The 26272-nt window shown below is 63.8% G+C and carries 20 protein-coding genes; 8 read left to right on the top strand and 12 right to left on the bottom strand.

Going from position 1 to position 26272, the window contains the following annotated elements; translation table 11 throughout:
- Positions 1-3: 3 nt before the first annotated feature.
- From J0X25_RS37865 to J0X25_RS37845, 5 genes are all read right to left on the bottom strand, one after another.
- Positions 4-1527, bottom strand: a complete 1524-nt coding sequence (locus J0X25_RS37865; protein WP_226777210.1) for an AMP-binding protein — start codon at positions 1525-1527, stop codon at positions 4-6.
- 94 nt (positions 1528-1621) lie between these two features.
- Positions 1622-1921, bottom strand: coding sequence for an acetone carboxylase subunit gamma (locus J0X25_RS37860; protein ID WP_226777208.1), 300 nt, complete (start codon positions 1919-1921; stop codon positions 1622-1624).
- A gap of 1 nt (position 1922) precedes the next feature.
- Positions 1923-3902, bottom strand: a complete 1980-nt coding sequence (locus J0X25_RS37855; RefSeq protein WP_226777207.1) for a hydantoinase B/oxoprolinase family protein — start codon at positions 3900-3902, stop codon at positions 1923-1925.
- Positions 3895-5985, bottom strand: a complete 2091-nt coding sequence (locus tag J0X25_RS37850) for a hydantoinase/oxoprolinase family protein (protein ID WP_226777206.1) — start codon at positions 5983-5985, stop codon at positions 3895-3897. The genes J0X25_RS37855 and J0X25_RS37850 overlap by 8 nt, the downstream gene beginning before the upstream one ends.
- A gap of 147 nt (positions 5986-6132) precedes the next feature.
- The gene (locus J0X25_RS37845) at positions 6133-6930 is read right to left on the bottom strand and encodes an acetoacetate decarboxylase family protein (RefSeq protein ID WP_226777205.1); all 798 of its coding nucleotides are present in this window, start codon (positions 6928-6930) and stop codon (positions 6133-6135) included.
- A gap of 159 nt (positions 6931-7089) precedes the next feature.
- On the opposite strand from J0X25_RS37845, the gene J0X25_RS37840 reads away from it, so the two are divergent.
- The 6 genes from J0X25_RS37840 (at position 7090) to J0X25_RS37815 (ending at position 14835) form a co-directional block, all read left to right on the top strand.
- Entirely contained in the window at positions 7090-8322 is a 1233-nt protein-coding gene (locus J0X25_RS37840) for an acyl-CoA dehydrogenase family protein (RefSeq protein ID WP_226777204.1), read from the top strand.
- A 53-nt stretch (positions 8323-8375) separates the two neighbouring features.
- A complete protein-coding gene (locus tag J0X25_RS37835) occupies positions 8376-8855 on the top strand; it encodes a hypothetical protein (protein WP_226777203.1) in 480 nt (159 codons plus the stop codon).
- Entirely contained in the window at positions 8852-9919 is a 1068-nt protein-coding gene (locus J0X25_RS37830) for a phosphotransferase family protein (RefSeq protein WP_226777202.1), read from the top strand. The genes J0X25_RS37835 and J0X25_RS37830 overlap by 4 nt, the downstream gene beginning before the upstream one ends.
- 166 nt (positions 9920-10085) lie before the next feature.
- Positions 10086-12158: a hydantoinase/oxoprolinase family protein gene (locus tag J0X25_RS37825; protein WP_226777201.1), complete on the top strand. Its 2073-nt coding sequence runs from the start codon at positions 10086-10088 to the stop codon at positions 12156-12158.
- Complete coding sequence (locus J0X25_RS37820) at positions 12155-13837, top strand: hydantoinase B/oxoprolinase family protein (RefSeq protein ID WP_226777199.1); 1683 nt, start codon at positions 12155-12157, stop codon at positions 13835-13837. The genes J0X25_RS37825 and J0X25_RS37820 overlap by 4 nt, the downstream gene beginning before the upstream one ends.
- Complete coding sequence (locus J0X25_RS37815; RefSeq protein ID WP_226777198.1) at positions 13834-14835, top strand: LLM class flavin-dependent oxidoreductase; 1002 nt, start codon at positions 13834-13836, stop codon at positions 14833-14835. Before J0X25_RS37820 ends, J0X25_RS37815 begins: the two co-directional genes overlap by 4 nt.
- Before the next feature lie 38 nt (positions 14836-14873).
- Here J0X25_RS37815 and J0X25_RS37810 read toward each other — a convergent pair whose 3' ends face one another.
- Positions 14874-16334 (bottom strand): 2-oxo acid dehydrogenase subunit E2, encoded by a 1461-nt coding sequence (locus J0X25_RS37810; protein WP_226777196.1) that lies wholly within the window; start codon positions 16332-16334, stop codon positions 14874-14876.
- A 167-nt stretch (positions 16335-16501) separates the two neighbouring features.
- Between J0X25_RS37810 and J0X25_RS37805 the strand changes: the two genes are divergently transcribed.
- Positions 16502-17488 carry an LLM class flavin-dependent oxidoreductase gene (locus tag J0X25_RS37805; protein WP_226777195.1) on the top strand — a complete coding sequence of 329 codons (987 nt, stop codon included), beginning with the start codon at positions 16502-16504 and terminating at the stop codon, positions 17486-17488.
- A gap of 57 nt (positions 17489-17545) precedes the next feature.
- Here the strand turns inward: J0X25_RS37805 and J0X25_RS37800 are convergent, their stop codons facing one another.
- A complete protein-coding gene (locus tag J0X25_RS37800; protein WP_226777193.1) occupies positions 17546-18511 on the bottom strand; it encodes an alpha-ketoacid dehydrogenase subunit beta in 966 nt (321 codons plus the stop codon).
- Positions 18512-18513: 2 nt separating this feature from the next.
- On the bottom strand, positions 18514-19512 hold the full coding sequence (locus J0X25_RS37795; RefSeq protein ID WP_226777191.1) for a thiamine pyrophosphate-dependent dehydrogenase E1 component subunit alpha: 999 nt from the start codon (positions 19510-19512) through the stop codon (positions 18514-18516).
- A 173-nt stretch (positions 19513-19685) separates the two neighbouring features.
- Between J0X25_RS37795 and J0X25_RS37790 the strand changes: the two genes are divergently transcribed.
- A complete protein-coding gene (locus J0X25_RS37790; RefSeq protein ID WP_226777190.1) occupies positions 19686-20435 on the top strand; it encodes an SDR family NAD(P)-dependent oxidoreductase in 750 nt (249 codons plus the stop codon).
- 215 nt (positions 20436-20650) lie between these two features.
- Here J0X25_RS37790 and J0X25_RS37785 read toward each other — a convergent pair whose 3' ends face one another.
- From J0X25_RS37785 to J0X25_RS37770, 4 genes are all read right to left on the bottom strand, one after another.
- Positions 20651-20863, bottom strand: coding sequence for a hypothetical protein (locus tag J0X25_RS37785; protein ID WP_226777189.1), 213 nt, complete (start codon positions 20861-20863; stop codon positions 20651-20653).
- Positions 20864-20974: 111 nt separating this feature from the next.
- Entirely contained in the window at positions 20975-22144 is a 1170-nt protein-coding gene (locus J0X25_RS37780; RefSeq protein WP_226777188.1) for a thiolase family protein, read from the bottom strand.
- Between the two features lie 659 nt (positions 22145-22803).
- Positions 22804-24477 (bottom strand): acetate--CoA ligase, encoded by a 1674-nt coding sequence (locus tag J0X25_RS37775; protein WP_226777187.1) that lies wholly within the window; start codon positions 24475-24477, stop codon positions 22804-22806.
- Positions 24478-24626: 149 nt separating this feature from the next.
- Entirely contained in the window at positions 24627-26264 is a 1638-nt protein-coding gene (locus J0X25_RS37770) for an acetate--CoA ligase (protein ID WP_226777186.1), read from the bottom strand.
- Positions 26265-26272: the final 8 nt, after the last annotated feature.

Genomic DNA, 26272 nt, shown 5'->3' with positions numbered 1-26272 from the left:
CGCTCAGGCGAGTTCGCTCTTCAGGACCTTTCCAGTCGGGTTCCGCGGCAGTTGGTCCCGGAACTCGACCTCGCGGGGCTTCTTGAACCCAGCCAGGTTCGACTCAACGTGGCCGACGACGTCGTCCTCGGTCAGCGCACCCCCGTCTTCGGGGACGACGACGGCCTTCACTCGCTCGCCCCACTGGTCGTCGGGGACGCCGACGACCGCGACCTCGTCCACGCCCTCGAGTTCGTGGAGGACCTCCTCGATCTCAGCGGGGTGGACGTTCTCACCGCCGGTGATGATCATGTCGTCGGCTCGGCCGACGAAATGGACGAAGCCATCGTCGTCGATCCGAACGAGGTCGTCGGAGATGAACCAGCCGTCGTCGAACACCTCTGCGGTCTTCTCAGGCATCCCGTAGTACTCCTTGAACACCGTCGGACCGCGGTACGCGATCCGCCCGATTTCGCCAGGGTCGACCTCGTCGCCGGTTTCGTCGACGACCTTGACTTCGACGTTGATGATCGGCCGACCCACCGTTTCGGGTTTCTCGAGGACGTTCTCCGGACGCAGCATCGTCGTCGAGGGAGACAGTTCAGTCTGGCCGAAGACGTCGTAGAGCTTGCAGTCGAAGGTCTCGATGATCTCCTTCTTGAGCGATCGCTCGGACGGCGCCGCACCGGTCATGTAGTGCTCGAACTGCGAGAGATCGTACGCCCCGGGATCGGCCCCGAGCACCGCGCGACTCATCATCGGGACCATGAACGATGCCGTCACCGACTCCTCCTCGAGAATCGAGAGGACCGACACCGGCTCGAAGTCGTCGACCAGGATCGTCGTTCCGCCGACGTAAAACGCCATCATGAACAGCCCGAGTGCGGCGATGTGGAACAGCGGCGTCACGACCATAAATCGGGCGTCCCGGGAGAGGTTTACTTCGTAGAGTGAGTTCTCCGCGGCCTGAACGATGTTGTCGTGAGTGAGCACGCACCCCTTCGGCTTCCCGGTCGTTCCGCTCGTGTACATGATGGCTGCGTCGTCGTATCGGGACGGGACGACCTCGACGGGATCGGCGGACGCGCCGCTCCGAACCGCCTCGTAGTCGTTCGCGAAGTCCGGCGTCGATTCGCCGACGTACAGGTACTCTCCGACGGACGCGTCGAACTCCTCGTGGACGCCGGTGATCGCCTCGCGACCCGCCTCGTCGAAGATACACAGCGTCGCGTCGCTGTCCTCGAGGACGTAGCTCACCTCACCGGCCTTGAACCGGTGGTTGATCGGTACCGGCAGGGCGCCGAGTTTCATCGCCGCGAGATAGCTCTCGACGGTTTCGATCCGATTCCCCGTGTACGTCGCGACGGTGTCGCCCGCTTCGATTCCCCGGTCGGCGAGCGCGTTCGCGAGGCGGTCGATCCGACGGTTGAACGCCTCGAATGTCACGGTTTCGGTCCGCTCGCCGCCCTCTCGTTGTACGATCGCCTCGGCGTCCGGCTGGGTTCTCGCGTTCCGTTCCGCGAGGTAGCCGACGGTAAGCCCGTTCATACGCTGGTAGACGATAACATCCGACAAAAGAGTATGGTTCAGTCCAGACGCCTGTTGACGCCGAGGACCGCGCTACTTCGCCGGAGCGGTTGATCTACAGCGCCTCGAGGTCGATCTCCAGATCGTGGAGGATCGGATCCGTCTCTCGAGCGATCTCGTGGTCCATCAGGACCGCGCAGTTCGGACAGTAGAACCGGCGGAACTCGAGTCCGTGATTCTCCCCGAGGATGTCGGCGGGCGCGTCGAACGCGGGGCCGATCTCCTCGACGGGAGACGTTTCCATCGCACAGTACTCCTTGAAGTTCCGATCGGCGTCACAGAGTTCGTGACCGCACTCGCGGCACGAGAAGACGCGCGCATCGGGTTCGAGTTCGAGGTATTCGTGGACTTCCATCTCAGTTCTCCGCTGGGATCGTGCTGTTCGCGAGTCGTTCGTCGCGCAGTTCGTCTCGCCGGTCAGCTGTCGCATCGAGGTCGGACACGATTCGTCCGCCCGCCTCCGTCAGCACCACGCCGTAGGTGTCGGCGGCGACCGACTCCGAGACGTATCCGTTCCGGACGTCTTCGGCAACGTCCTCCGGATCGCGTTCGAGCGGGTCGCCGTATCCCGGCGACCCCGCGGTCCGGACCTCCCAGATGTCGTCGGGTTCCTGCGTGTCGTAGGACTTCGAGGGCAGTTTCGCCACTGCTCCCTCGGCGTCGGTCGCTCGCTCGGGAATCTCCCCGGCCTCGAGGCGTGATTCGATGTCCGAATCGCGGACGATTCTAGGGCGAAGCGTGGCGCCCGGCTCACCGGAGACGCCGCGCGAGAGCGGCACCGCCCCGCCAACGCCGGCGAGCACGTTCTCGATCTGCGACGTGTTGTGAGGGATCCAGCAGTAGTGCATCCCGACGCCGCCGCGGAACTCGCCGGCACCCCCGGAGTCGGGAACTTCGTCCCGGTAGAGGTACAGGATCGGGTAGTCCTGTTCGTTGTGCTCCATGTTCGGGATCGGCGCCTTCGGGGCCCAGTAGGCTCCGCCGGTGTCGATGCCGTCCTTGTGAGGAGAGGCACCGACGCCGCCGAGACCCATGCAGTCGAGGTTCATCGTCCCGAACTCGTCGCCCCACTGGTCGATACCGGCCTGTGCGACGGCGCCCGATGACTCGTGGGTTCCGTTGATGATGTCCCGCTTGTGTTCGTCGGAGGACGCGAGCATCCGAGCGACGACGTCGTTGATGAGACAGATAGCGAACTCGATGCCGATCTGCCCGCCGGTCGAGACGGCCGAGGGCCACTCGGCGTGGGTGAACGTGCCGGGCGTCGTCTCGATATCGATGTGTCGCAGCGCGCCGCCGGCGACCCACATCGCGTCATACATCATCATCGGGTTCAACACGCTCATGATCGCGGTCCGGAATCCGGCGTACGTGAGGTTCATCGCACCGGCCTCGTCTTCCGTTCCCTCGTTCGTGAACGTGAGCGTGTCACCCTCCTTGGTCAACTGCACCTGGCCTACGTAGAGGTCGGTATCGCCCGTCTGCGACCCGTCCATGTATCCGCGGGCGCGCCACGTGCCGTCGGGAATCGTCTCGAGCTTCTCGGTGAACGACCGCTCCGCGTCGTCGAGCACGTCGCGCATAACGCCCTTGACGGTCGACGCACCGTACTCGTCGACGACCTCAGTCAGGCGGTCGCGGGCGACGTTGACGCCGGCCAGCTGTGCGTTGAAGTCGAGACCCACCATCTGCGGGAGCCGCGACTGGCGTAGATAGAGCTGTCGGAGGTCCTCGCGACGTTCACCGCCTTCGACGATCTTAATGGGCGGAATCGGCGACGGTTCGTGGAAGACGTCATCAGCACCTGGACAGAAGCTGCCGGGATCGATACCGCCGATGTCGTACTGATGGAGCGTGTTGACGACCCAGGCGAAGAGCTCGCCGTCCTCGAAGACCGGAGCGATGAAGTGGACGTCGGGCTGGTGGGTCGCACCGATCCAGGGGTCGTTCGCAAGGAACACGTCCCCGGGCTCGATTCCGGGATTGTCCGAACGATTCTCGAGGATCCACTTGACCTGTAGCTCCGCGATCGGCGAGAAGAACTGAATGTACGGCCCCTGAAAGATGACCTCGCCGTCCTCGGCGAGGATGGTCGGGTTGAAGTCCTGCGCGTAGTAGGCGACCGGCGACCCGGAGACGTTCTCTAGGGTCTGGCCGTGCTCTTCGTTGATGCTGTACAACCGATGCCTGAGGACTTCGTGAGTGACGGGGTCAATATCATCGTTGGCTTTCGCGTGCAGCGAGAGGCTCGGATGAACGTCGAGCTCCTCGTCAGGTACGTATCCGCTCGTGAAGTCCTCCCAAATGTCGGAACCGGTGTGCTGGCTGTCACTCATTGGTGATCACGTAGTTGTTGAGGTGGTCGATCTCGCAGCGATCGCCGGGCGGAATCGCGATCGTCGTATGCTCCATGGCGACGACGGCCGGGCCGTCGAGACGTGCGCCCGGGCCGACGTCGTCGTCGTGGTACCGCGGTGTCTCGACAAACCGGCCCTCGTCGGGCCAGTACACATCGGTCGTCCGTCGCGGTTCGGGCTCGTCATCCGCCATGGACGTCTCGAGGTCCGGCTTGACCGTCTCACCGTACCCATCACAGCGGATCGTGACGAGTTCGAAGCCGGACTCGCTGTAGCCCGCCCCCTCGCCGTATCGGTCCTCGTAAGCGCGCTCGAATCGGTCGATGACCGCGTCCATATCGTCCTCGTCGAGCGTTCCATTCGGGACTGGAACCGACAGTTGATGGACCTGCGCCTGATAGCGGAGGTCCGCATACCGGTCGACGTCGATCTCGTTGTCGTCGAACCCCTCATCGCGGAGGTCGCTCCGGACGTCGTCCTCGAGGCTCCGAAACTGGGCCGTAATCGCCGACGGATCGAACGGTGCGGATCTGATGTCCGAGATCTCCTCTCGGTGAAGGACGTCCGACGACGAGACGCCGACCGCCGACCAGACCGACGCGGTCGAGCCGCCGGGGATCACGACCTCGTCGATACCGAGCTGGGGGGCCAGCGAGGGCACGTGTAGCGGTCCCGCGCCACCATAGGCGTACATGACGAAGTTCCGCGGGTCGTGGCCCTCGTTGACGGTCCGCTGTCGGATCATATCGGCCATCTTCGCGTTGGCGATTCGGACGATTCCGCTCGCAGCTTCCATGACGTCCATGCCGAGATCGTCGGCGACTGGCTCGACGGCGCCACGCGCCCGGTCGACGTCGAGCGTCATGCGGCCGCCGAGGAAGTCCTCCTCGTCGAGGAAGCCGAGCAGCAGGTCCGCGTCCGTCACCGTCGGTTCGGTACCGCCCTGGCCGTAGCAGGCCGGTCCGGGGTCGGCCCCCGCCGACTGCGGTCCGACTTGCAGTCGGTCGGCCCGGGTATCGGCTGTGGCGATGGAGCCCCCGCCGGATCCGATCGACTCCGTCGTGATCGTCCGCATCATATATTCATACTGGTTGATCACGTTCGTCGGCTCGGTCAGCGGCTCGCCGTCGGTGAGCAGCCCGATGTCGAAACTCGTGCCGCCCATATCACCGGCGATGACGTCGTCGTGTCCGAGCTGTTCGGCGAGGTACTGACAGCCGATCAGTCCGCCGACCGGTCCGGAATCGATCGTCCGAAGAGGCTCGTCGACCGCGTCCTCGGCCGACATCACGCCACCGCCGGACTGCATGACCAGCAGCGTCCCATCGTAACCGACTTCCGCCAGGCGGTCGTCGATCTTCCGAATGTACTCGGCGGTCGTCGGCCCGATGTAGGCGTTGATGGCCGTGGCGGCAGTTCGTTCGTACTCGCCCCACTTCGGGATGAGTTCCGACGATTGGGTGATGAACGCGTCGTCGAGCTCCTCCTCGAGAATGGCCGCCATTCGATCCTCGTGCGAGGCGTCCAGGAACGACCAGAGAAAGCTGATCGCTACCGAATCGACGCCCTTGTCGGCGAGCTCGCGAGCAGCTTCGCGGGCGCGGTCCTCGTTGAACTCGACGACCGTCTCGCCCATACAGTCAATTCGTTCGTCAATGCCCTCAACACGGCGTTTGGGGACGATGGGGTCGGGTTTCGTCGACTCCTGAAACCGGAGCACTTCCTCGGTCGGAAGTCCCGTCGACCGCCCCGCGGCGGCCCGCATGATGAACAGGACATCCTCGGCACCGCGAGTCGTGACCAGTCCTGCGCGGGTCCCCTCCCCCTCGATGATGGCGTTGGTCCCGACGGTCGTCCCGTGGGAGACGAGGTCGGTGTTCGACAGCAGGACCTCGAGCGATACGCCCAACTTCTCCGCTGCGACTTCCAGGGAGTTGAAAAATCCCCGTGAGAAGTCGTCCGGCGTGGACGGGGCTTTTGCCTCCGTCACCGCTCCGTCGTCGTCGATGACGACAGCGTCGGTATGGGTACCGCCGGTATCGACGTTGCATAGGTATCCCATAGCGCATGCTATCGAACAGAATGCGGCGTGAAAAGCGTTCGCCTCGCCGAGACCGTAACGCCCGACCGACTCGTCGGTGCTCTCCGAATTGGGCTCAGAACCCGGTTCGGACGTACGAATGAAAGAGATGCGAACTGACGGCGGCTTTCATCGGTCAGGGGCGTCGGACAGAGTATCCAACTCGAGCCAGTTATTGGTGCGCCCGGTCCCGTAGGCGTACGGAAGGAACGATTCGGGGTCGACGGTGGTCACGTTCTCCTGCCTCGAGTGGAGGTTCGCTTCGGTGTACGCCGCTCCCAGAATCTCCTCGATCTCGAGTTCGCCGAGGGGATTGTCGGGACCCGTTCCCAGCGAAAGCGAGCCAGATCCGGATTCGTACGCGTGAAGGTCGGTGTCTAGCGTGACGCGGACCAGCGTCGGATCGAACTGGAACCCCCGCCCGGTTGCGTCAGGGAGCGATTTGTAGTGGTAGATCGTCTGCGGGTTCGGATCGGGCTGGTGTTCCGTTTCCATGGTTGCGTCTATCTCGATGAGCGACTCGCCGCTCCGGGACACCCGTCCTCTCACCTCGTTTCCGCTCCGCTCGAGCGAGATGGTGGCCTTTTTCTTCGGTTCGCCGAACAGCTCCCGTCCCCACGTGATCGCGGCTTCGGTCGACATCGGCATTGTAAGACAGTACTCGCCGACGTGACCGTCGTGATGAGCCCGCACGTAGACGCCAGCCCCGAGGAACGAGCCGACGCAGTTACTGCGTCCGACGTCGACGACGTCGACCCGTACCACCGGCTCCTCGGTCGGCTCCAAACCGGGCGGGAGGATGCGGTCGACTATCGACTCTCGAGTACGGAACTGGATCGCTACCTGCGTCGCGTCGTAAAATCTGTTCTCCGCCATTCGCTCCTGAATCGCTTCGATTTCGTCTTCCGATCTCACGAATCCGGACATGGTCGGCGGTCATCGGCACGGATATTAACGGTTTGGCTCGTCAGGACCCTGTAGGGTCGGTACGCAATTTTCTGCTGTCTCCATTCCACGCGTTCGGAGACGAACGCGACCTCAGCACTCACCCGAACGCTAATGTATCACGTCGGAATGTCACTACGTATGGACTTCCGGATCCCGGAGCAGCTCCAGCAGTTGCTCGACGAGATAGACGCGTTCATCGAAGACGAAATCGAACCGCTCCAGCAAGAGCACGAACGATTCTTCGATCACCGCCGCGAGGACGCGCGCACAAACTGGGAGGATGGCACGCCGACGGCCGAGTGGGAGGCGCTACTCGAGGAGATGCGCCGTCGCGCCGATGAGGCGGGACTGTACCGGTACATGCTCCCGGAGGAGTACGGCGGGCGAGACGGGAGCAACCTCGGGATGGCGGTGATCCGAGAACACCTCGCGAGGAAGGGGATCGGCCTCCACAATGTCTTGCAGCAGGAGGCGGCCGTGGTCGGGAACTTCAACGTGCCCGAACTGCTAATCGAGTTCGGTAGCGAGGAGCGGAAGGAGCGCCACCTCGAGGACTTAATCACCGGCGAGACGACCGCAGCGTTCGGCCTGACAGAACCGGAGCACGGTAGCGACGCGACGCACATGGATACGACCGCCGAGAGGGACGGCGACGAGTGGGTGATCAACGGAGCAAAGCGGTACAACAGCGGGATGCACACCGCTGACTACGATGTCGTCTTCGCTCGCACCGACGGCGACGACGGCGATCACGAGGGCATCACGGCGTTCTGGGTCCCGACGGATACGGACGGGCTAGAGGTCGACTACTTCCACTGGACGTTCAACATGCCTACGGACCACGCCGAGGTGACCCTCGACGACGTCCGCGTCCCCGAGGACGCGATCCTAGGTGAGGAGGGGAAAGGGCTCCAGCAGGCGTCGTACTTCGTCCACGAGGGCCGCATCAGGCAGGCCGCCTCGAGCGTCGGGGCGGCCCAGTACTGCGTCGACCGGGCCGTCGAGTACGCGAAGGAGCGCCACACATGGGACGAACCGCTCTCAAAGCGACAGGGAATCCAGTTCCCGCTGGCCGACCTGCACACGGAAGCCGAGATGGTGCGAAACCTCGTCTACAAGACGGCGTGGCAACTGGACGAGGACAGTCAACAGAGCGTCAGCGATAAGGTATCGATGGCGAACTACCGTGCGAACCTACTGGCCTGCGACGCCGCCGACAGGGCGATGCAGGTCCACGGCGGGAAGGGGTATACCCGCCACGAACCATTCGAACACATCTACCGGCACCATCGGCGCTACCGGATCACCGAGGGCTCGGAGGAAATCCAGAAACGCAACGTCGCCGGCCACCTCTTCGGCTACCTCGGGTAGCGAGACGGAGCCAACCCGCAGTTATTTGTAACGGTCGCGTAATATACCACGGTATGCCATACCTCGATCCGGAGCTCATACTGGACCGATTCGCCACGTTCACCCGCGAGGAAATCCGACCCGCTGTCGACGATGGCGTCGACGAGTTCGTCCACGCCCAGGTCGGTTCGATGGCGTCGACGCTCCAGTTCCTCGCAGGGGAGATCGACGGACGGGAGACGGCCGTTCGTGACCAACGTCGTGCCCTTGACGAGTGTCTGGACGAACTCGAGGCGGTCCTCGAGCGGAACGAGATCGATTCGACTGCGGTACGCACTGCGGTCGACGGTGCCCGCGACGACGTTGCCGGCGCGGACGAACCGACACGAACCCTCGAGGAAACGCTCCTGCCCGCCGCCGACGACGTACTGACCGCGATCGATCGGGAACTCGACGGGGAGCGGGCCGCACTCGCCCGTCGACCGATGTACGACTTCCTGCGAACGCGCGTTGACCGACAGCTGCATCTCCTCGGTCGAGAGGGTGAGGAATGACTGAGTTTTCCTCCGACGCTCTCGAAGAGTACCTCTCAGGGTCGTTCACAGACGGACCGGTGTCCGTCGACGACGTCGTCGCACACACCGAGGGGTGGTCCCGAGACACGGTATCGTTCACGGCCCACTACCGCGAGAACGGCGACGACCAGTCCGATCGACTGGTCCTGCGGGCCGAGAACGAACTCCAGCACGACGCCGACAATGCGGCCCTGCCCGGGAACGACATCGAGACGGAATACGAAACGGTGGCGGCAGCCCAGGACGCCCCTGTCCCTGTGCCGCGGGTTCGCTGGTTTGACGCGGACGGCGGCCCGTTCGATCGCGGACTCTTCGTCATGGACCACCTCGAGGGTGAACCGCCGATCACGTGGGATCCGCGGGATCGACAGGAATTGTACGATGCGTGGGATTCCTCAGACCGCAAGCTCCCCGACCAGTTTGTCGACGCCGCAGCGGGAGTGCACTCGATCGACGGTGCGGCGGTCCCGGGGATCGAGGACGTACCGGCCGACGAGGTGGTCTCACGCGAGATCGACCGCTGGGAGGAGCTCTACCGGACTGCCGAGCTGAAACGGGAGCCGGCGGTCGAGGAGGCGATCCGCTGGTTCCGCGCGAACGAACCGACGGTCCCGGAGACGACGCTGATTCACGGTGACTTCCGGATTGGTAACGCTCTCGTCGACGGTGACGAAATCACTGGACTCCTCGACTGGGAGTTCGCCCGCGTTGGCGATCCGCTGTTCGATCTCGGCTACGCGAGCACCCGATACTTCGCTGGAAAACTCGTCGAGCCGATCGAACGACCCGAACTCGCCTGTTCGCTGCTCGAGCGGGAGTGGTTCTACGACGAGTACGAACGCCGGACGGGACGGACTGTCGATCGGGAGCGCGTCCGATACTGGCAGGCCTTCTCCGCGTTCGTTATGCTGACGATCTGCTGTTGGGGCGCCCACCAGTACAAGACAGGGTCGAGCGACGATGTCCGCAACGCCTGGTTCCAGTATCCGATTCCGGGACTGATCGAGGACCTCCTCGAAATAATCGAAGGCGACCGGCTCTGATCTCGATCGACGCGAGCGCGCAACTCCGACGCGTAACTCGGCCGTCAGCATTCCTCGCCTGGATGCCCGAAAATCCCGATAGCGTTGCCTCGACCGCCCAGTTGAATCCTGTTACCAGACCACAACATATATCGGACCGTCCGTGGACGCCCCTAACGGACGATATATGCACACACTTGGCATAGATATCGGCGGGACGTTCACCGACTTCACGCTGGTCGATCAGCGGTCGGGCGATGTCACCGTCGACAAGGAGCCGACGACGCCGGCGAACCCGGCCGAGGGCGCCCTAACCGGCGCCAGTCGAATACTCGACGAGAACGGCGTCTCGTTCGACGATATTGACAGCGTCATCCACGGTACGACGCTGGTCTCGAACACGCTCATCGAGGGCACGGGGGCGACGACGGGACTGCTCACGACCGCCGGGATCCGCGACACGCTCCAGCTCCGTCGCGGGTCGCGCTACGACATGTTCGATTGGGAGATGGAGTACCCCGATCCGCTGGTCCCCCGGCAGCGTCGCCTCGAGTTGAACGAACGGCTGGACGACGACGGCGAGGTCGTCGAACCGCTCGACCGCGAGGAGGTACGCGAGCGGGTAGGAACGCTGGTCGAGGATCACGACATCGACTCGATAGCGGTCTCGCTATTGCACTCCTACGAGTCCGACGTCCACGAGCGAGCCGTGGCGGAAGTCATCGACGATGAGTATCCCGATCTGAACGTCTCGCTATCCGCCGACGTCGTTCCGGTCATCAGGGAGTACGAGCGAACCTCGACGACAGTCATCAATGCGTACGTCGCGCCGGTGGTGGCGGACTACCTCAGCTACCTCCAGTCGGAGTTGCAGTCTGAGGGATTCGCAGGTGAAGTGTACATGATGACGTCGTCCGGCGGCGTCGTCGACGTGCGGACGGCGAAGGCTGAGCCGGTTCGCCTCGTCGAGTCCGGTCCGGCAGCGGGCGTCCTCGCATCGCGCATCTTCGGTGAGAAACACGGGAACGACGACGTGTTCTCGTTCGACATGGGCGGCACCACCGCGAAGGGATCGATCGTCGAAGACGGCGACATCCGGATGAAGTACGCCGCCGACGTCGCTCGGGTCCACCGGTTCAAGGAGGGCAGCGGCTACGACCTCATCTCGCCGCTGATCGACCTCACCGAGATCGGCGCAGGCGGCGGCTCGATCGCCTCGGTGAACGACGTCGGACTCGTCGAGGTCGGCCCCGAGTCCGCCGGATCCGATCCCGGCCCCATCTGTTACAATCAAGGCGGCGAGGAGCCGACGGTGACGGACGCGTCGCTCCTGCTCGGCTACCTCAACCCCGAGAACTTCTACGGCGGCCGTATGGACCTAGCCGCGGAGAAAACCGAGACCGTCTTCGCCGAAGAGCTCGCGGACCCACTCGAGGTTTCGGTCACCGAGGCCGCGTGGCGGGTATTCGAAGTGGTAAACGAAAACATGGCCACGGCGTTCCGCCGCTACGCTGCCTCCCGTGGGATCGACACTCGCGGGCTCTCGATGACGGCCCTCGGCGGGGCTGGTCCCTCGCACGCGTTCCGCGTCGCCCGAAAGCTTGGCATCGACGAGGTCGTCTGCCCGTACGGTGCGGGCGTCGGCTCATCGATCGGCCTCACCGAAGCACCGCGCATGTACGAGGCCAACTCGACGAGCCAGGCTGTTCTCGCGTCGCTCACGGCCGAGGACTTCCGACAACAGTTCGAGTCGCTGCGCGAGGAGGCCGCGTCCGTCCTCGAGCGGGCCGGCATCGATCCCGACGCGACCGAGGCATCTCTCAGCCTCGACATGCGCCACGTCGATCAGGGCCACGAGATCAAGGTCCCCCTCGAGGACTGCGATATCGGCGACGTGACTCCTGATGTCGCCCTGGAGGCGTTCGAGCGCACCTATCGAGAGACGTTCAACCGCGAAACGCTGGAGTTCCCCGTCGAGGTGCTCACCTACCGACTCGAACTCAGAGAGGAGGCAGGAACCGGCGAAACAGCACAGCTCACCGCTCCCGAAGGCGGGAGCGCCGAACCTGACAGCCGCGACGTCTACTTCGGTCCCGACTACGGGACCGTCGCGACCGACGTCTACCACTGGGACGGCCTCGATGCGGGCCGGACGGTGGACGGTCCCGTCGTCGTCGAGGCCGACCAAACGACGGTCGTCGCCGACCCGGACTCGACGCTGACCGTGGCAGACGACTACGACATCACCATCGAACTATGACCGAGACAGATAACACCGAGACGACCGATTCGGCGGGGTTGGAGACACAGGTCCTGTGGAACCGACTCCAGGCGACCGCCGACGAGATGTACGACGCGACCGAACGGCTGGCGTACTCCTTCTCCATCAGGGAGGCGGCAGACGCCTCAACGGCGGTGATGACCGCCGACGGCGACGCGATCGGACTCTCCGACCAGTCCGTCCCCGTTCTCTCGGGGGCACTCTCTCGGACGACGAGGTTAATCCTCGAGGATCACTTCCCGCCGGAGACGCTGGAACCAGGTGACACGATAATCACGAACGATCCCTGGATCGGCGGCGGCCACCTCTCGGACGTGGTCGTGCTGAACCCCGTCTTCCACGACGACGACCTCGTCGCGATCGTAGGGAGCCTCGGTCACACCGATGACGTAGGCGGGAACCGCGGCGGCTGGTCGACCGACGCGGAGCAAGTCTACGAGGAGGGAATTCTGATTCCGCCAACGAAGCTCTACGAGGCCGGCGAGCGAAACGACGCGATCGACGACGTCATCCGGAGCAACGTCCGGATCCCGCATCAGGCGATGGGCGACCTCGAGGCGCTGCGGTCGGGGAACACGGTCGGCGAGGAACGCGTTCGCGAAATCGTCGACGAACGAGGCGCGGACACGTTCGACCGCGTCGCCGACGAGATCGTCGATCGCACCGAGCGTGCGCTCCGCGAGCGACTCGCCGACCTCCCGGACGGCACCTACGAGGACTCGATCGAGTTCACCATCGCCGACCACGACCTCGAGATACGGGTTGCCGCGACGATCGACGGCGACGCACTCGAGGTCGACTTCGACGGGACGTCGGCGCAGGTCGACGGCGGGATCAACTGTCCGTTTGGAAACATCGTCACGATTACCGAATACATCGTGAAGTGCATGCTCGTTCCGGACCTGCCCAACGCCGAGGGATTCTTCCGACCGATCGAGGTGACTGCGCCCGAGGGATCGATCCTCAACTGCGATCGACCGAAGGCGACAATGGGACGTCACCTTACCTACTCGCGGGCGGAGGACGCGCTCATCCGGGCGCTGGGACAGGTCGTCCCCGAATCGGCGCTCTCGGAGATGGCGGGGATCCAGCTCGCACCCTTCTCGGGTGCCGACGAGAACGGCGAGGAGTTCATCGCCGTCGGCGGGACGGCCGGGGGGATGCCCCCCAGCGCCACCAAGGACGGCATTCCGGGCGTCTACTTCCCGTACAACGGACAGAACACCCCGATCGAAATATTCGAGCGGTACAGTCCCATCCGCTGGGAGGAGACCGCACTGGTCCCCGACACGGAGGGCGCCGGCGAACACCGCTCCGGACCGGCGATGCGGACGTCGTACCACAACCCGACTGATCACCCCGTCTACTTCGCGCTCACGTCCGGTCGTACCGACCGCGACCCCTCGGGCTTCCGCGGGGGCCGGTCGGGGAAACGGGCGACGACGAACTCCTCGGACGAGAACAAGGAGGTTCCACCGAACGGTCCCGGAACGCTCGAGCCCGGCGAGACGCTCACGCTCGTCTCCGCGACACCCGGCGGGTTCGGCGATCCGGAGGACCGTGACCCCGATCGCGTCGCTGCGGACGTCGAGAAGGGCCTGATCACGGAAGAACGCGCCCGCGAGGTCTACGGCTATGATCCGGCCGACGACTCATGAAGTTCGGCGGGTTCGTCGCCACCGATTCGATCGACGACGCGACCGAGTACGCCCGGTCCCTAGAGCGGTGGGGCTGGAACGCCCTCTGGGCCATCGACTCCCAGCAACTCTACACCGATCTGTACGTCACGCTCACGGCGTGTGCGACGGTCACCGATGAGCTTACGCTCGCGCCCGGCATTACGAATCCGAAGAGTCGACACCCGTCGGTGACGGCTAACGCCGTTGCCTCCCTCGACCAATTCTCCGAGGGCCGAGCAGTACTCGGTGTCGGAGCCGGCGACAGTGCAGTCTACTCGGTCGGCAAACGACCGGCTTCCGTCGACGAGCTAGCAGAGAGCGCCGAGAAAATGCGGCGTCTGCTTCGCGGGGAAGAGGTCACGCTCGGCGGAGAGCCGTTCCAGCTCGAGTCACGACAGCGCGACGTCGACGTCTACGTGGCCGCCGAAGGGCCGAAGACGCTGCGAGCGGCCGGTGAGGTCGCCGACGGCGTCATCTTCGGAGGTGGTCCGAACCCCGAGACAGTCGCGGAGCTGGGACTGGCGAACGTCCGCCGAGGAGCCGAGCACGCCGGACGGTCGCTCGACGAGCTCGATATCGTGACGCTCACGCCGACCTGCGTGGCCGAGAGCCGGGCCGACGCGGTCGAGAAGCTGAAGCCGGTCATCGAACCGATCGCCTACCACAACTTCAGCTTCTCCGTCGAGGAAGCGCCGAACGACGTGCAGGCGGACCTCCGGGCGCTCGTCGACGCCCATGACATGCAGGAGCACGGCGACGAGGAAGCCGACGCACTGGACGAGATTAACGACGAAGTTTGGGAATACCTCGGCGATCGCTTCGCGGTCGCGGGACCGCCCCCGGCGTGTCGAGAGCGTCTGTGGGCGCTCGAGGAACTCGGCGTCGATCACGTCATGTGCCTGTTTCCGCCCGACCGGCGGACGGAGACAGAGCGGTTTCACGACCGCGTCCTCGCGGACACGGCCCTCGCTCCCTGAGGGAGCGTCCTACTAACTGCAGCTGTGTTCCGCGATCATCACACGGCGTCGAACGCGCGACCGGGATACTCGAGATACTCGGCGAGACGTTCGAGAAACGCGCCGGAGTCCGCGCCGTCAAGGACGCGATGATCGATCGTGAGGCTGAACGTGATCGCGCGCTCGAACGCGACCTCGCCGTCACGCTCGACGGGGATCGGCTTGCGACGGCCGAGCGCGAGGATCGCGACCTCAGGCGGGTTGATGATCGAGTAGGAGACGTCCATGTCGAAGACGCCGACGTTGGTGACGGTGAAGGTGCCACCCTGCAGGTCCGACGACGAGTGTTCGTTCTCCAGAACCGACTCGACGAGTCGCCGTCGTTCGTCGGCCAGTTCTTCGAGGTCGCGGCCCGGAACGTCGTCGATCACCGGCACCATGAGTCCCCTCTCGCTGTCGACTGCGTATCCCACGTTGACCTCGTCGATGAGACGATGTTCGCCGTCTTCGAAGTGGGCGTTGAACTCGGGGAGATCCTCGAGCGTCCGACCGACGAAGTGGAGAATCAGATCGTTCAGGGAGACATCGACGCCCTTCTCCTCGAGTCGATCCCTGACCTCTTCGAGGCGTTCGATCCCGATGTCGCGGGTTCCCATGACGTGGGGCTTCTCTCGAGCGCTCTCGCTCAGACGCTGTGCGATCGTCTTTCGAGCGCCGGTGAGTTCGCGCGACTCCGTGACGGTGAGTCCGTCGGCGGTCGTCTCGTCGCTCGCGGTCGTCGGCGGTCCGGCGGTATCGCTTCCGTCACTGCTCGCGAACTCCGTAACGTCATCTTCGGTGATCGCTCCCTGCGGTCCCGTCCCCTCGACTCGCGTCAGGTCGACACCGTCCTGCTCGGCGCGGCGCTTCGCGCGCGGCGTCGCCTTGACGTCCGTCGCGGATGCAGCATCGGTATCGGACTCATCGCCGTCAGTCCCCTCGTCCGCGCCATCCGTCGTCGATTCGCCCTCGCTTCGTTCGAGGTGGTCTTCGATATCGTCCTCAGTGATCGCACCCTGGGGTCCGGTCCCCTCGATGCCCGCGAGTTCGATCTCCTCTTTGTTGGCGCGGCGCTTCGCGCGCGGCGTCGCTTTGACGTCGACGGTCGCCGCACCCCCATCGGCCGTCGCACCGTCGGCGGATTCTGAGTCTGCCGCGCTCGCCGATTCGTCACCGCTCTCGGACCCCGTTTTGGTATCGCTGTCGTCCTCGAGTTCCGAGAGCGAGGGAACTGACTCGCCCTCCTCACCGATCACCGCGAGGGGTTTCCCCACCTCGATAGCGATCTCTTCTCCCTCCTCGACGTACTGCTCGAGCAGGACGCCGTCCGTTGGCGCTTCGATCTCGGCGCTGGCTTTGTCCGACTCGAGGACGGCGACGACGTCGCCTGCGTCGACGCGCTCGTCCGTCTCAACCTCCCAGGAGACGAGGTCGCCGTAGTCACTGAGCCCGAGCTTCGGAATTCGCACTACCTCTACCATGTTTGCTACCATGGTTCACCCATCTATTTAAAATCTCACCAACCCGATTCTACCGCTGGTGCGGGTCCGTACGACAGAGTCGCCCAATGCCTCCGCGTTCGAGAACGCGGTCGAGGGACCGACCGTTCGCCCCAGCCGTTTTATGCCATTCGGTGCTACAGGGTAGCATGAATCACGGTGTGGGATTATTCCCCGAAAGCGTCTCCGCTGCCGTATCGTTCGTGAAGTACGTCGACGACAGTCCGTACGAGAAGCTCTGGATCACCGATTCCCACCGGCTATACACGGATCCGTATGTGACGCTGGCGCAGTGCGCAGAGGCGACCGACCGGATCGAACTTTCGACCGGCGTGACCAACCCCATCACTCGTCATCCGACCGTGACGGCGAACGCAATCGCGTCGGTCAACGAAATTTCGGACGGGCGAACGACGCTCGCCATCGGCGCCGGCGACAGCGCCGTCTACTCTATCGGAAAGACGCCCGCTGGCGTCACGGAACTGGCCGATTCCGTAACGGACATTCGCGCGCTGTTCGACGGCGAAATGGTCGAATTCGATGGCGAACCGTTCGCCCTCGAGGCCGGTGAGCCACCGACGGCAGTCCACGTCGCGGCCGAAGGTCCGAAGACGCTACGGATGGCCGGCGAAGTGGGCGACGGCGTCATCTTCGGCGGCGGGACCGACCCCGAGGCGGTTGACGCCGCCTTCGAACGGATCGCCGCGGGCTGTGCCGATGCCGGCCGCTCGATCGACGATGTGACGGTCACCGCGCTCGCCCCGACGTGCGTCGCCGAGACGACCGCCGAGGCCGTCGACGAACTGCTCGACATCTTGGAGCCCATCGCGTATCACAACTTCAGCGTCTCTACCGACGACGCACCGCCGGATCTGCGTCTGGAACTCGAGCGACTGGTCGACAGACACGACATGGCCGAGCACGGCCAGTCGGACGCGGCTCCCGCCCGGTCGCTCTCGGACGATCTCAAGCGGTACCTGGGCGACCGCTTCGCGATCGCCGGTCCGCCCGAGCGCTGTCGTGACCGGATCGCGTCGCTCGCGGATCGCGGCGTCGATGCCGTGTATCACGGCTTTCCGACTCGGGACGTGCCGGGTCACGCCCGCACGTTCGCCGAGCGTGTGCTCGACGAGTGATCGCAAGCCGCCGAACCGACCGCGGGGATCGCGCGGTGCGATCCTCGCCGAACGCCGTTAGAAGAGCGACTCGATTCCGTCCGCGATTCGATCGGCAGAGGGGAGGACCTCCTGTTCGAGGGGCGGACTGAGGGGGATCGGGACGTCCTTCACGCCGATGGTCTTCGGTGGCGCGTCGAGACTGAAGAAGTCGTTCTCAACGATCTCGTTCGCGATATGTCCCTGCGTTCCGTATCGTTCGACGGTCTCGTCGACGACCACCAGCCGCCCGGTCTTCCGGACGCTCTCGGCGATCGTCTCGGTGTCGAGCGGCGCGAACGTGCGTGGGTTGACAATTTCGACGTCGGCATCAACCTCGGCGGCGGCTTCCTTCGCGCGGTGGAACATGAGCTGGGTCGCCACGACGGTGACGTCCTCGCCTTCCTCCTCAACCGCGGCTTCCCCGAGCGGGAGCGTGTACTCCTCGTCAGGAACCTCGCCTTTCGTCTCGCTCAGCATTTTGTGCGGGAGGAAGAAAACGGGGTTATCATCCCTGATGGCGCTCTTGAATAGCCCCTTCGCATCGTACGGCGTCGTTGCGGTGACGACGACCCACCCCGGAACGTTTCCGAGCCAAGAGTGGACGGACTGGGAGTGCTGTGCGCCCGCTCCGATCCCGGCGCCGGACGGGGCGAAAATGGTGAGCGGTGCCTCAATCTGACCGCCACTGACGTAGGGCTGTTTCGGGATCTGATTGAAGACCTCGTCGCCGGCCGTTGCCGCGAAATCCGCGAACTGCAACTCCGCAACGGGACGGACGCCCCCGACGGCGGCACCGAGCGCCATGCCAGCGATCCCGATTTCGGACAGCGGCGTGTTCCGCACCCGATCGCGACCGTGTTTCTCGTACAGTCCCTCCGTCTCACCGAAGTTGCCGCCGAACTCCTCGACGTCCTCCCCAAACAGAATGACGTCGTCGTCCCGCGACAGTTCCTCGTCGAGCGCTTCCGCGATCGCCTCCACGTACGTGATTTCTCTCGCCATCGTCACTCACCCTGCCCGTAGAGGGGCATTCGGTAGACATGTTCGTAGGCCGCTTCCGGTTCCGGTTCCGGACTCTCGCGAGCGAACTCGACGGCCTCTTCAACCTCCGTTTCGATGTTAGCGATCATATCTTCGATTTCGGCCTCGGTGACAACGTCGTTCTCGATCAGCCGCTCGCGGTAGTTTTCGATCGGATCTTTCTCCTCTTTGAGCCGTTCGTACTCCTCCTCATCGCGATAGGTCTCCTTGTCGCCCTCGAAGTGGGGCACCAGCCGAACGACGCGGCTCTCGATGACCGACGGACCCTCGCCGTTGCGGGCGCGTTCGATAGCGTCGGAGACCGCGCGGTACACTTCTTCCACGTCGCTCCCGTCGATGCTCTCGGTCGGCATGTTGTGCGGGATCCCGTAGTCCGAGAGGCTGTCTGGCGGAAGCGACTCGGACGGCGTCGATATCGCCCACTGATTGTTCTCGATCACGAAGACCACCGGCAGGTCCCAGTACGCGGCGAAGACGAGCGCCGTGTGGAACGAGCCGCGGCTCGTCCCGCCGTCGCCGATGGTCGTCACGGCCACGTTGTCGGTCCCCTTCATCTCCTCAGCCAACGCGAGTCCGACGGCGGGGTTCTGGCCGGAGCCGATGGTCGCCGCGTGCCCGTACAGTTTCCGATCGACGTCCGAGACGTGCATCTGGCCACCGTGACCCTTGTTCGATCCGTCGACGCGTCCGTAGAGCTCCGCCATGATCTCCGGGAGCGGAACCCCCTTCGCGATGTACTGTCCGATAAGTCGAGCACCGCCGACGGCCAACCAGTCTTCGTCTCGCATTGCGGCGCCCATCCCGACATGCGATCCCTCGTGTCCCCCGCTGAGGTGAACGAATCCCGGAATCTCACCTTCGCCGAATCGGTCCTTCGTCTCCTCCTCGAAGACGTCGATGCGAAGCATCTCCTCGAGGAAGCGCCTCGCTGTCTCGTCGTCGACGCTAATGTTTCGTGTCATTCGGTCCCACGTCTATGAGTCCCTCAGTGTTCGGCATAAAACTACCCCAACCCAGGAATAAAATGCCACGACTATCGGGTGGTACTCCTCGAGAGTGGCGTTCGGTGGACGAACCAGGAGCGGATCGGCGTTCGTGGATACTTTCTTATGAACCGACCGCGTTATCGAAATTCATGCGAGGGCTACGAGACAAGACTGCAGTCATCACTGGCGGTGCCTCCGGGATCGGCCGCGCAACGGCATACCGACTGGCTGAGGAAGGAGTCGACGTCGTCGTCACAGACGTAGACGAGGAGGGCGGCGAAGCGACCGCCGAACGGATCGAGGAGGCGGAATCGGTCGGCGGAACGGCCGAATTCCGACCGCTCGACGTCAGCGATTACGATCGGTTCGAGGAGTGTCTGATCGCCGTCGCCGAAGATCACGACGGGCTGGATATCCTGTTCAACAACGCCGGTATCGGCGAAGAACGATCCTTCCGCGAAACGACCCGGGAACACAGGGACCGATTGATCGACGTGAACCTCAAGGGCGTCTGGAACGGCTGTCACGCCGCGCTCCCAATCTTCGAGGAGGACGATGGCGGAGTCATCGTCAACACGTCCTCGATGGCCGGTTGGAAGCCAGCACCGATCACGAGCTACGCACTCACGAAGGCAGCCGTGCTCCACTTCACGCGATCCGTCGCGGGCGAACTCGCACAGTACGACGTTCGAATCAACGCCGTCTGCCCGGGGCTGATCGAGACGGCGATGACCGACGAGTGGTACTCCGAGGAGGAACAAGAGATGATGCGTCAGCAGACGGCACTCGGACGGTGGGCTGATCCTGACGAGGTCGCGTCCTGCGTCGCCTTCCTCGCTAGCGAAGACGCATCGTACGTGACCGGTCGGGCGCTGAAGGTCGACGCCGGCTACATCTGAACCGGTAGCGCAGGTCGCTCAGTTCGGAACGTCGTTCGATCGATCGCAATGGAATCAGTCGTCGGAATCGAGCGAGCCCGGTACGAAGGCGGTAGCGTCCCACGAGTTATTTCGATGTGAATATACAGCACTCCGTTACCGTACTCCGAACGCGGGGGTGACTCGAATGACAGTCATTGCGGTGGGAGAATCACTCTACAACTCCACCGCTCTCGTCAATCGTTAGCGCTGGCTTCCTCGGTTGTATCGTCGAAGTACTCCTCTTTGCGGGCAGCTTTTCTCTTCTTCCGCTGTCTCTGTGCTTCTTCGGTCATCATTTCCGTGTGCCAGTCGACGCCCTCGTCCGTCTCGAGAGTGACGGAGAGCACCTCGTCGACAGCGCCGACCCGTTCGTTGACCAGCCGAGGCGCGACAATCGTACTTGCCACCGGTCATGCGAGTGGTTCACACGCAGCCAGTAATAGTTTCTGACGCTCGACAGATAGTGGGTCGGTGACCGTCAAACAACCGCTGACGGTCATCGAGGGTTACCTTCTCCGTTAGACGCGCTCGAGGATCGTCGCGATCCCCTGCCCGAAGCCGATACACATCGTCGAGAGCGCAGTGTCCTGACCAGTGCGCTCAAGTTCGTGAGCCAACTTCGTCATGAGCATCGCCCCGGTCGCGCCCAGCGGGTGACCGTGGGCGATCGCTCCACCGTTGACGTTGACGTCCTCCCACGATGCACCGGTCTCCTCAAGCCACGCCGCGACAACCGAGGCGAACGCCTCGTTGACTTCGAACAGATCGATGTCGCCGACCGTCATGTCGGCCTTCTCGAGGACGCCCTCGGTCGCGGGGATCGGTCCCTTCAGCATCGTGATCGGGTCGACGCCGACGACTTCCGTCTGGACGATCCGGGCCATCGGATCCCAGCCGTGTTCCTCAGCGGCCTCCTCGCTGGCGATCAGCAGTGCAGCGGAGCCGTCGACGATTCCCGAGGAGTTGCCGGGATGATGGCGGCCCTCGCCTTCCTCACGGAACGACAGCGGCAGTTCGGAGAGGGTCTCGAGGTCGGTTCCGGGGCGCGGGTGTTCATCCTGTTCCACGACGACTTCTTCGCCGTCAAGTTCCGTCTCCACGGGAACGATCTGGTCGTCGTAACGCCCCTCGTCCCAGGCCTCGCCCCAGCGGCGCTGGGAGTCGACCGCAAGCTCGTCGAGTTGCTCGCGGCTGAACCCGTACTCCTCGGCGATCCGCTCGGCGCCTTCACCCTGGTGGGTCACCTCGTCAAAGTGTTCGAAGTAGGTGTCGGTGAGACTGTCGCTGCTGTCTGCCCCATCGGCACCGTCCGATCCCATCGGGACACGGGTCATGTGCTCGACACCGCCGGCGACGAGGACGTCGTGCTGGCCGGCCATGACGTTTGCCGCGGCGAAGTTAGACGCCTGCTGGCCCGATCCGCACATCCGATTGAGCTGGACGCCCGGTACGATATCTCCCCAGCCGGCGACCATCGGTGCGAGTCTAGCGATATTGAGCCCCTGTTCGTCGACCGGCGTCACGCAGCCGTAGATGACGTCTTCGATCGTTTCGGGCTCGAATCCGTTGCGCTCGCGGAGTGCCTTCAGGGGTTCTGCTGCGAGGTCTTGTGGGTGAGTATCGCGAAACGATCCGCCTCGCTTACCGAACGGCGTTCGTACTGCATCGACAATTACCGCGTTTTTCATTGGTACGTGTATTCGTAACACCCGAGATGGTAATAGGTTTTGCCTACGTTACGTTACATATTCGCTCGATCGGGATGATCGACCAGACGATAGTAGACACCGTATGTGCTCGGCCGTTTGCTGTCCGTCTCCCAGGCGACTGCAAGCGACGACAAGGCCCCGGTCCTGGGACGCTGTCTCGACCACGATTATAGTTTGATTATCCATAGCACACTAGCACGGGCGGACAAATAGATAACACCCTTAGTTCGTTATTACCGGAGATATAGGTTGGAAGGCAAATTGGATAGTGGTGTGTTAACAAACACAATAATACACTATCCATCCCTCGTAACGATCGCCGTATCCCCGGCGCGAATCCCGTCGGTTCGGCGTTTATCTGTCGCTGTGATGGCCCACGGTCGCGGTGTCCCGACGCGACCGGTTCACCAACCACAGACCCATCGCAACGGCTGCGTGTGTGAACGACCGCGGATCGTAACCGTCCTGCGGACGCAACGGCCTCTCGTCTGAGAACACGATACTCTCTGAACTCGCTGTCCCGGACGCCTTCGACCCATCGCGTCTGACGGAGACCGCGAACGGGGAGAAACACGTCGAGATCACACGTACAGCCGGGATGGACCCGGAATCGCTCGGCTACGGGCGACAGCGGCGGGTCACGAGTCCGCGATTCCCTCCCGCTCGCGGAGGGACTGACGGCGGACCTTCCCGGTAGACGTCTTCGGAAGATCGTCTATGAATTCGATTTCTCGCGGGTATTCGTAGGGAGCCAAACGGTCCTTGACGCGCGTTCCAAGCGTCTCCTTTAACTCGGTCCTCGGCCGCTCGTCGACGGCAACGACGAACGCCTTCGGAACCGTCCCTCGCTCCTCGTCCGGAACGCCGATAACGGCGACATCGGCGACCGCGTCGTGGCCCGTAATCGTCTCCTCGAGTTCCTCGGGACTCACGCGATAGCCCGACGTGATGATCACGTCGTCTTTGCGGCCCTCGAATGAGAAGAATCCGTCCTCGTCGACCGATCCGAGGTCCTCGGTCAGTAGCCAGCCGTTTTGGACCTTGCGCTCGGTCAGTTCCGGTTTCTCCCAGTACTCCTCGAAGCAGACCGGGTTGTCCTCGTATCGAACTGCTATCTCGCCGATCTCCCCCGGTTCGTCGATCGGTTCGGCCGTCTCCGGATCGACGATCGCCACCTCGTGGCCGGGCACTGCGAGCCCTATCGTTCCCGAACGCGGTCGCTTCAGCGAGCGACAGTCGGCGACGAGGAGGTTCGCTTCGGTCTGCCCGTAGAGTTCCTCGACGGTGACGCCGTCGAACGTCTCTCGAACCCAGTCGACGACGCTTTCACCGACCGCTTCACCGCCTGCACCAACGCGTCGAACCGACTTCAGATCGTATCGTTCCGCCGGATCATCGATCTGCATCATCATACGGAGGGCAGTTGGCGGTGCCCCGAGGTCCGTCACCTCGTACCGCTCGAGGAGTTCGAACGCTGATTCGGCGTCGAAGCGGTCGGTGTCGTATGCGACCACGGGTCGACCGTAGTACAGCGCCGGCATCACAAGCGAGAACAGCGAGCCGATCCACGACCACTCGACTGGGGTCCAGAACACGGTTCCGTCGGTCGTTCCGTCCTCGAGGAAACCCTCGGCGAACGCCGGCAGGTTACCGAACAGCAACTGATGTGCGTGAAGGACGCCCTTGGGATCGCCCGTCGTCCCACTCGTGTAGATGATGATCGCGTCGTCGTCAGCGTTCGTCTCCGCCGTCTCGAATCGTCGCGACGACTGCCCCATGGCCGCATCCCACGCGGTCTCCGTCGGAGCTGGGTCGGTCCCGACGGTCAGCACCGTTTCCAGCGCTTCGAGGTCGTCGCGGATCGATCGAAGGGTCTCCACGCTCGACTCGCCGACGATACAGGCCGTCGCGCGGCAGTCGTCGAGTCGGTACGCGAGGGCATCATCCCCGAACTGGGTGCTGAGCGGCACCGAGACGGCGCCGAGTTTCCACGCCGCGATGTGGGCGATAGCGGCCTCCGGCCGCTGTCCGAGACAGATCCCGATCCGATCGCCCGCGGTGACCCCTGCCTCCGAGAGGTGGTTCGCGAGGCGATTCGCGTCGAGTTGGACGTCTCGAAACGTGAGCGTCCGGCTGTCGCCCGACTCATCATCGGCGAAGAACGCGACGCGTCCGCGCTCACGAGCCCAGCGATCGCAGACGTACTCCGCCATGTTGAACTGCTCGGGGACCTCCCACTCGAAGGAGTCGCGAAGCCGCTCGTAACTGTCCCAGTCCCGTTCGTAGAAGTGGTACTGGCCGATCCGTGTCATGATGTGACAAGACAATCACTGCGCTCGTATTAATAGTGTCGTCCGTCGGCGTCCCACCGTGCCGCCCGGAAGCGTTCACCTCGAGCCGACCAAGACGGACTCGCTCGCAAACTGTACGAAGCGATCGAACCGCTGGGTAATCGGGCTGGTTATCCCTTCAGGGCGGACCGCTTGATCTTTCCGCTGGCAGTCTTGGGGAGTTCGTCGAGGAACTCGATCTCGCGGGGATACTCGTGTTTCGAGAGTTCGTCACGGGCGAATTCCTGTAGTTCGTCGGCCAGTTCGTCGTCGGGTTCGTGGTTCTCGACAAGGGTAACGTAGGCTTTGACAATTTCGCCCCGCATCTCGTGTTCCGCGCCGACGACCGCCGCCTCCTCGACCGCGGGATGGTCGAGCAACGTTTCTTCCACTTCTGCGGGGCCGATACGGTACCCGGCGGAGATGATGACGTCGTCCGCACGACTGACGTACCAGTAGTAGCCGTCCTCGTCCCGACGTGCGAGGTCGCCGGTCCGGAGCCACGGACCGGTGAACGTCTCGAGCGTCGCTTCGGGTCGCCCCCAGTACGATCCCTGTGCATCCTCGTCGCGCTTGATCGCGATCTCACCGACCTCGCCCTGCTCGACCTCGTCGCCCTCTTCATCCAGCAGCGCTACCGCTTCGCCCGGCGTGACCTTACCCATGCTCCCGGGCTTCACCTCCCAATCGTCGAACGCGAAGTTACAGATCGCCATGCCGGCTTCCGTCAGTCCGTAGGCGTCCTGCGGCGGGGCACCCAGTCCGTCCTCGCACCAGGCGACGGTCTCTTCATCGAGGGATTCGCCCGCCGAGACCAACACGCGGAGGTCGACGTCGTACGCGTCGAGGTCCATACCGGCGGCCCGCGCCTGCCGCAGCGCCGTCGGCGGGATCATGGCGTTGTCGACATCCCACTCCGCGAGCGTCTCGAAGAACGCGTGAGGGTCAAACTGGCCACGATAGCAACCGATCGCCGTTCCCCTGATTCCGGACATAATCGTGCCCATATTGAGGCCGTACGACCACGACGGCGACGCGGCGACAAGATAGACGTCGTCGGGACGGAGATCGACGACGTACTCCGTGTACGCGTAGAGTTCGATCGGCCCGCGGTGTGCGCTTAAGACTCCCTTCGGCGGACCGGTAGTTCCGGACGTGTACGTCAGCGTGTATGGATCGTTCGGGTGCGTCTCGACGGTTTCGAAGGCGGCGGATCGATCGCGGACCGCGTCGTGGTCGTCGACGGTCACGTCGCCCCCACTATCGACCCCCTCTTCGTCCCCGCCATCGACGATGACGACGCGTTCGAGCGTCGTGAGAGTTTCGTCGACGGTTTCGCGTCCGTCCGGCGTCGTGAACAGGACGGCCGCTCCCGAGTCTTCGAGTCGATAGTTCAGCGCGTCGGGTCCGAACATCGGTGCGAGCGGGAGGTAAATCCGCCCGGCTTTGATCGTCCCGAAGACGACGGCGTACAGTTCGAACTGGGTCGGAAGCATCGCACCGATCCGATCGCCGCGGTCGGTGTGTGCCTCCAGGTAATTGCTCACGCGGTTCGCTGCAGCGTTGAGTTCGGTGAACGTATAGGCGTGCGTCTCGCCGGTCTCGAAGTCCCGAATCCGGAGACCCGTTTCGGACGACGACGCGTGTCGACCGAGCGCTTCGGTCGCGACATTGAGCGACTCCCTGTCGCCGACGTGAGCGTGTTCGTCCCAGCTCATGTCCGTCTCGTACTGATCGTATACGGCCTCGTATACGCTCCTGTATGTCATATGATACC

Origin of the sequence: Haloterrigena alkaliphila (genome assembly GCF_017352155.2) — an archaeon.
GTDB classification, from domain to species: domain Archaea; phylum Halobacteriota; class Halobacteria; order Halobacteriales; family Natrialbaceae; genus Haloterrigena; species Haloterrigena alkaliphila.
The sequence above is the reverse complement of the archived record's forward strand: the minus strand, read 5'-3'. Positions and strand labels throughout refer to the sequence as shown.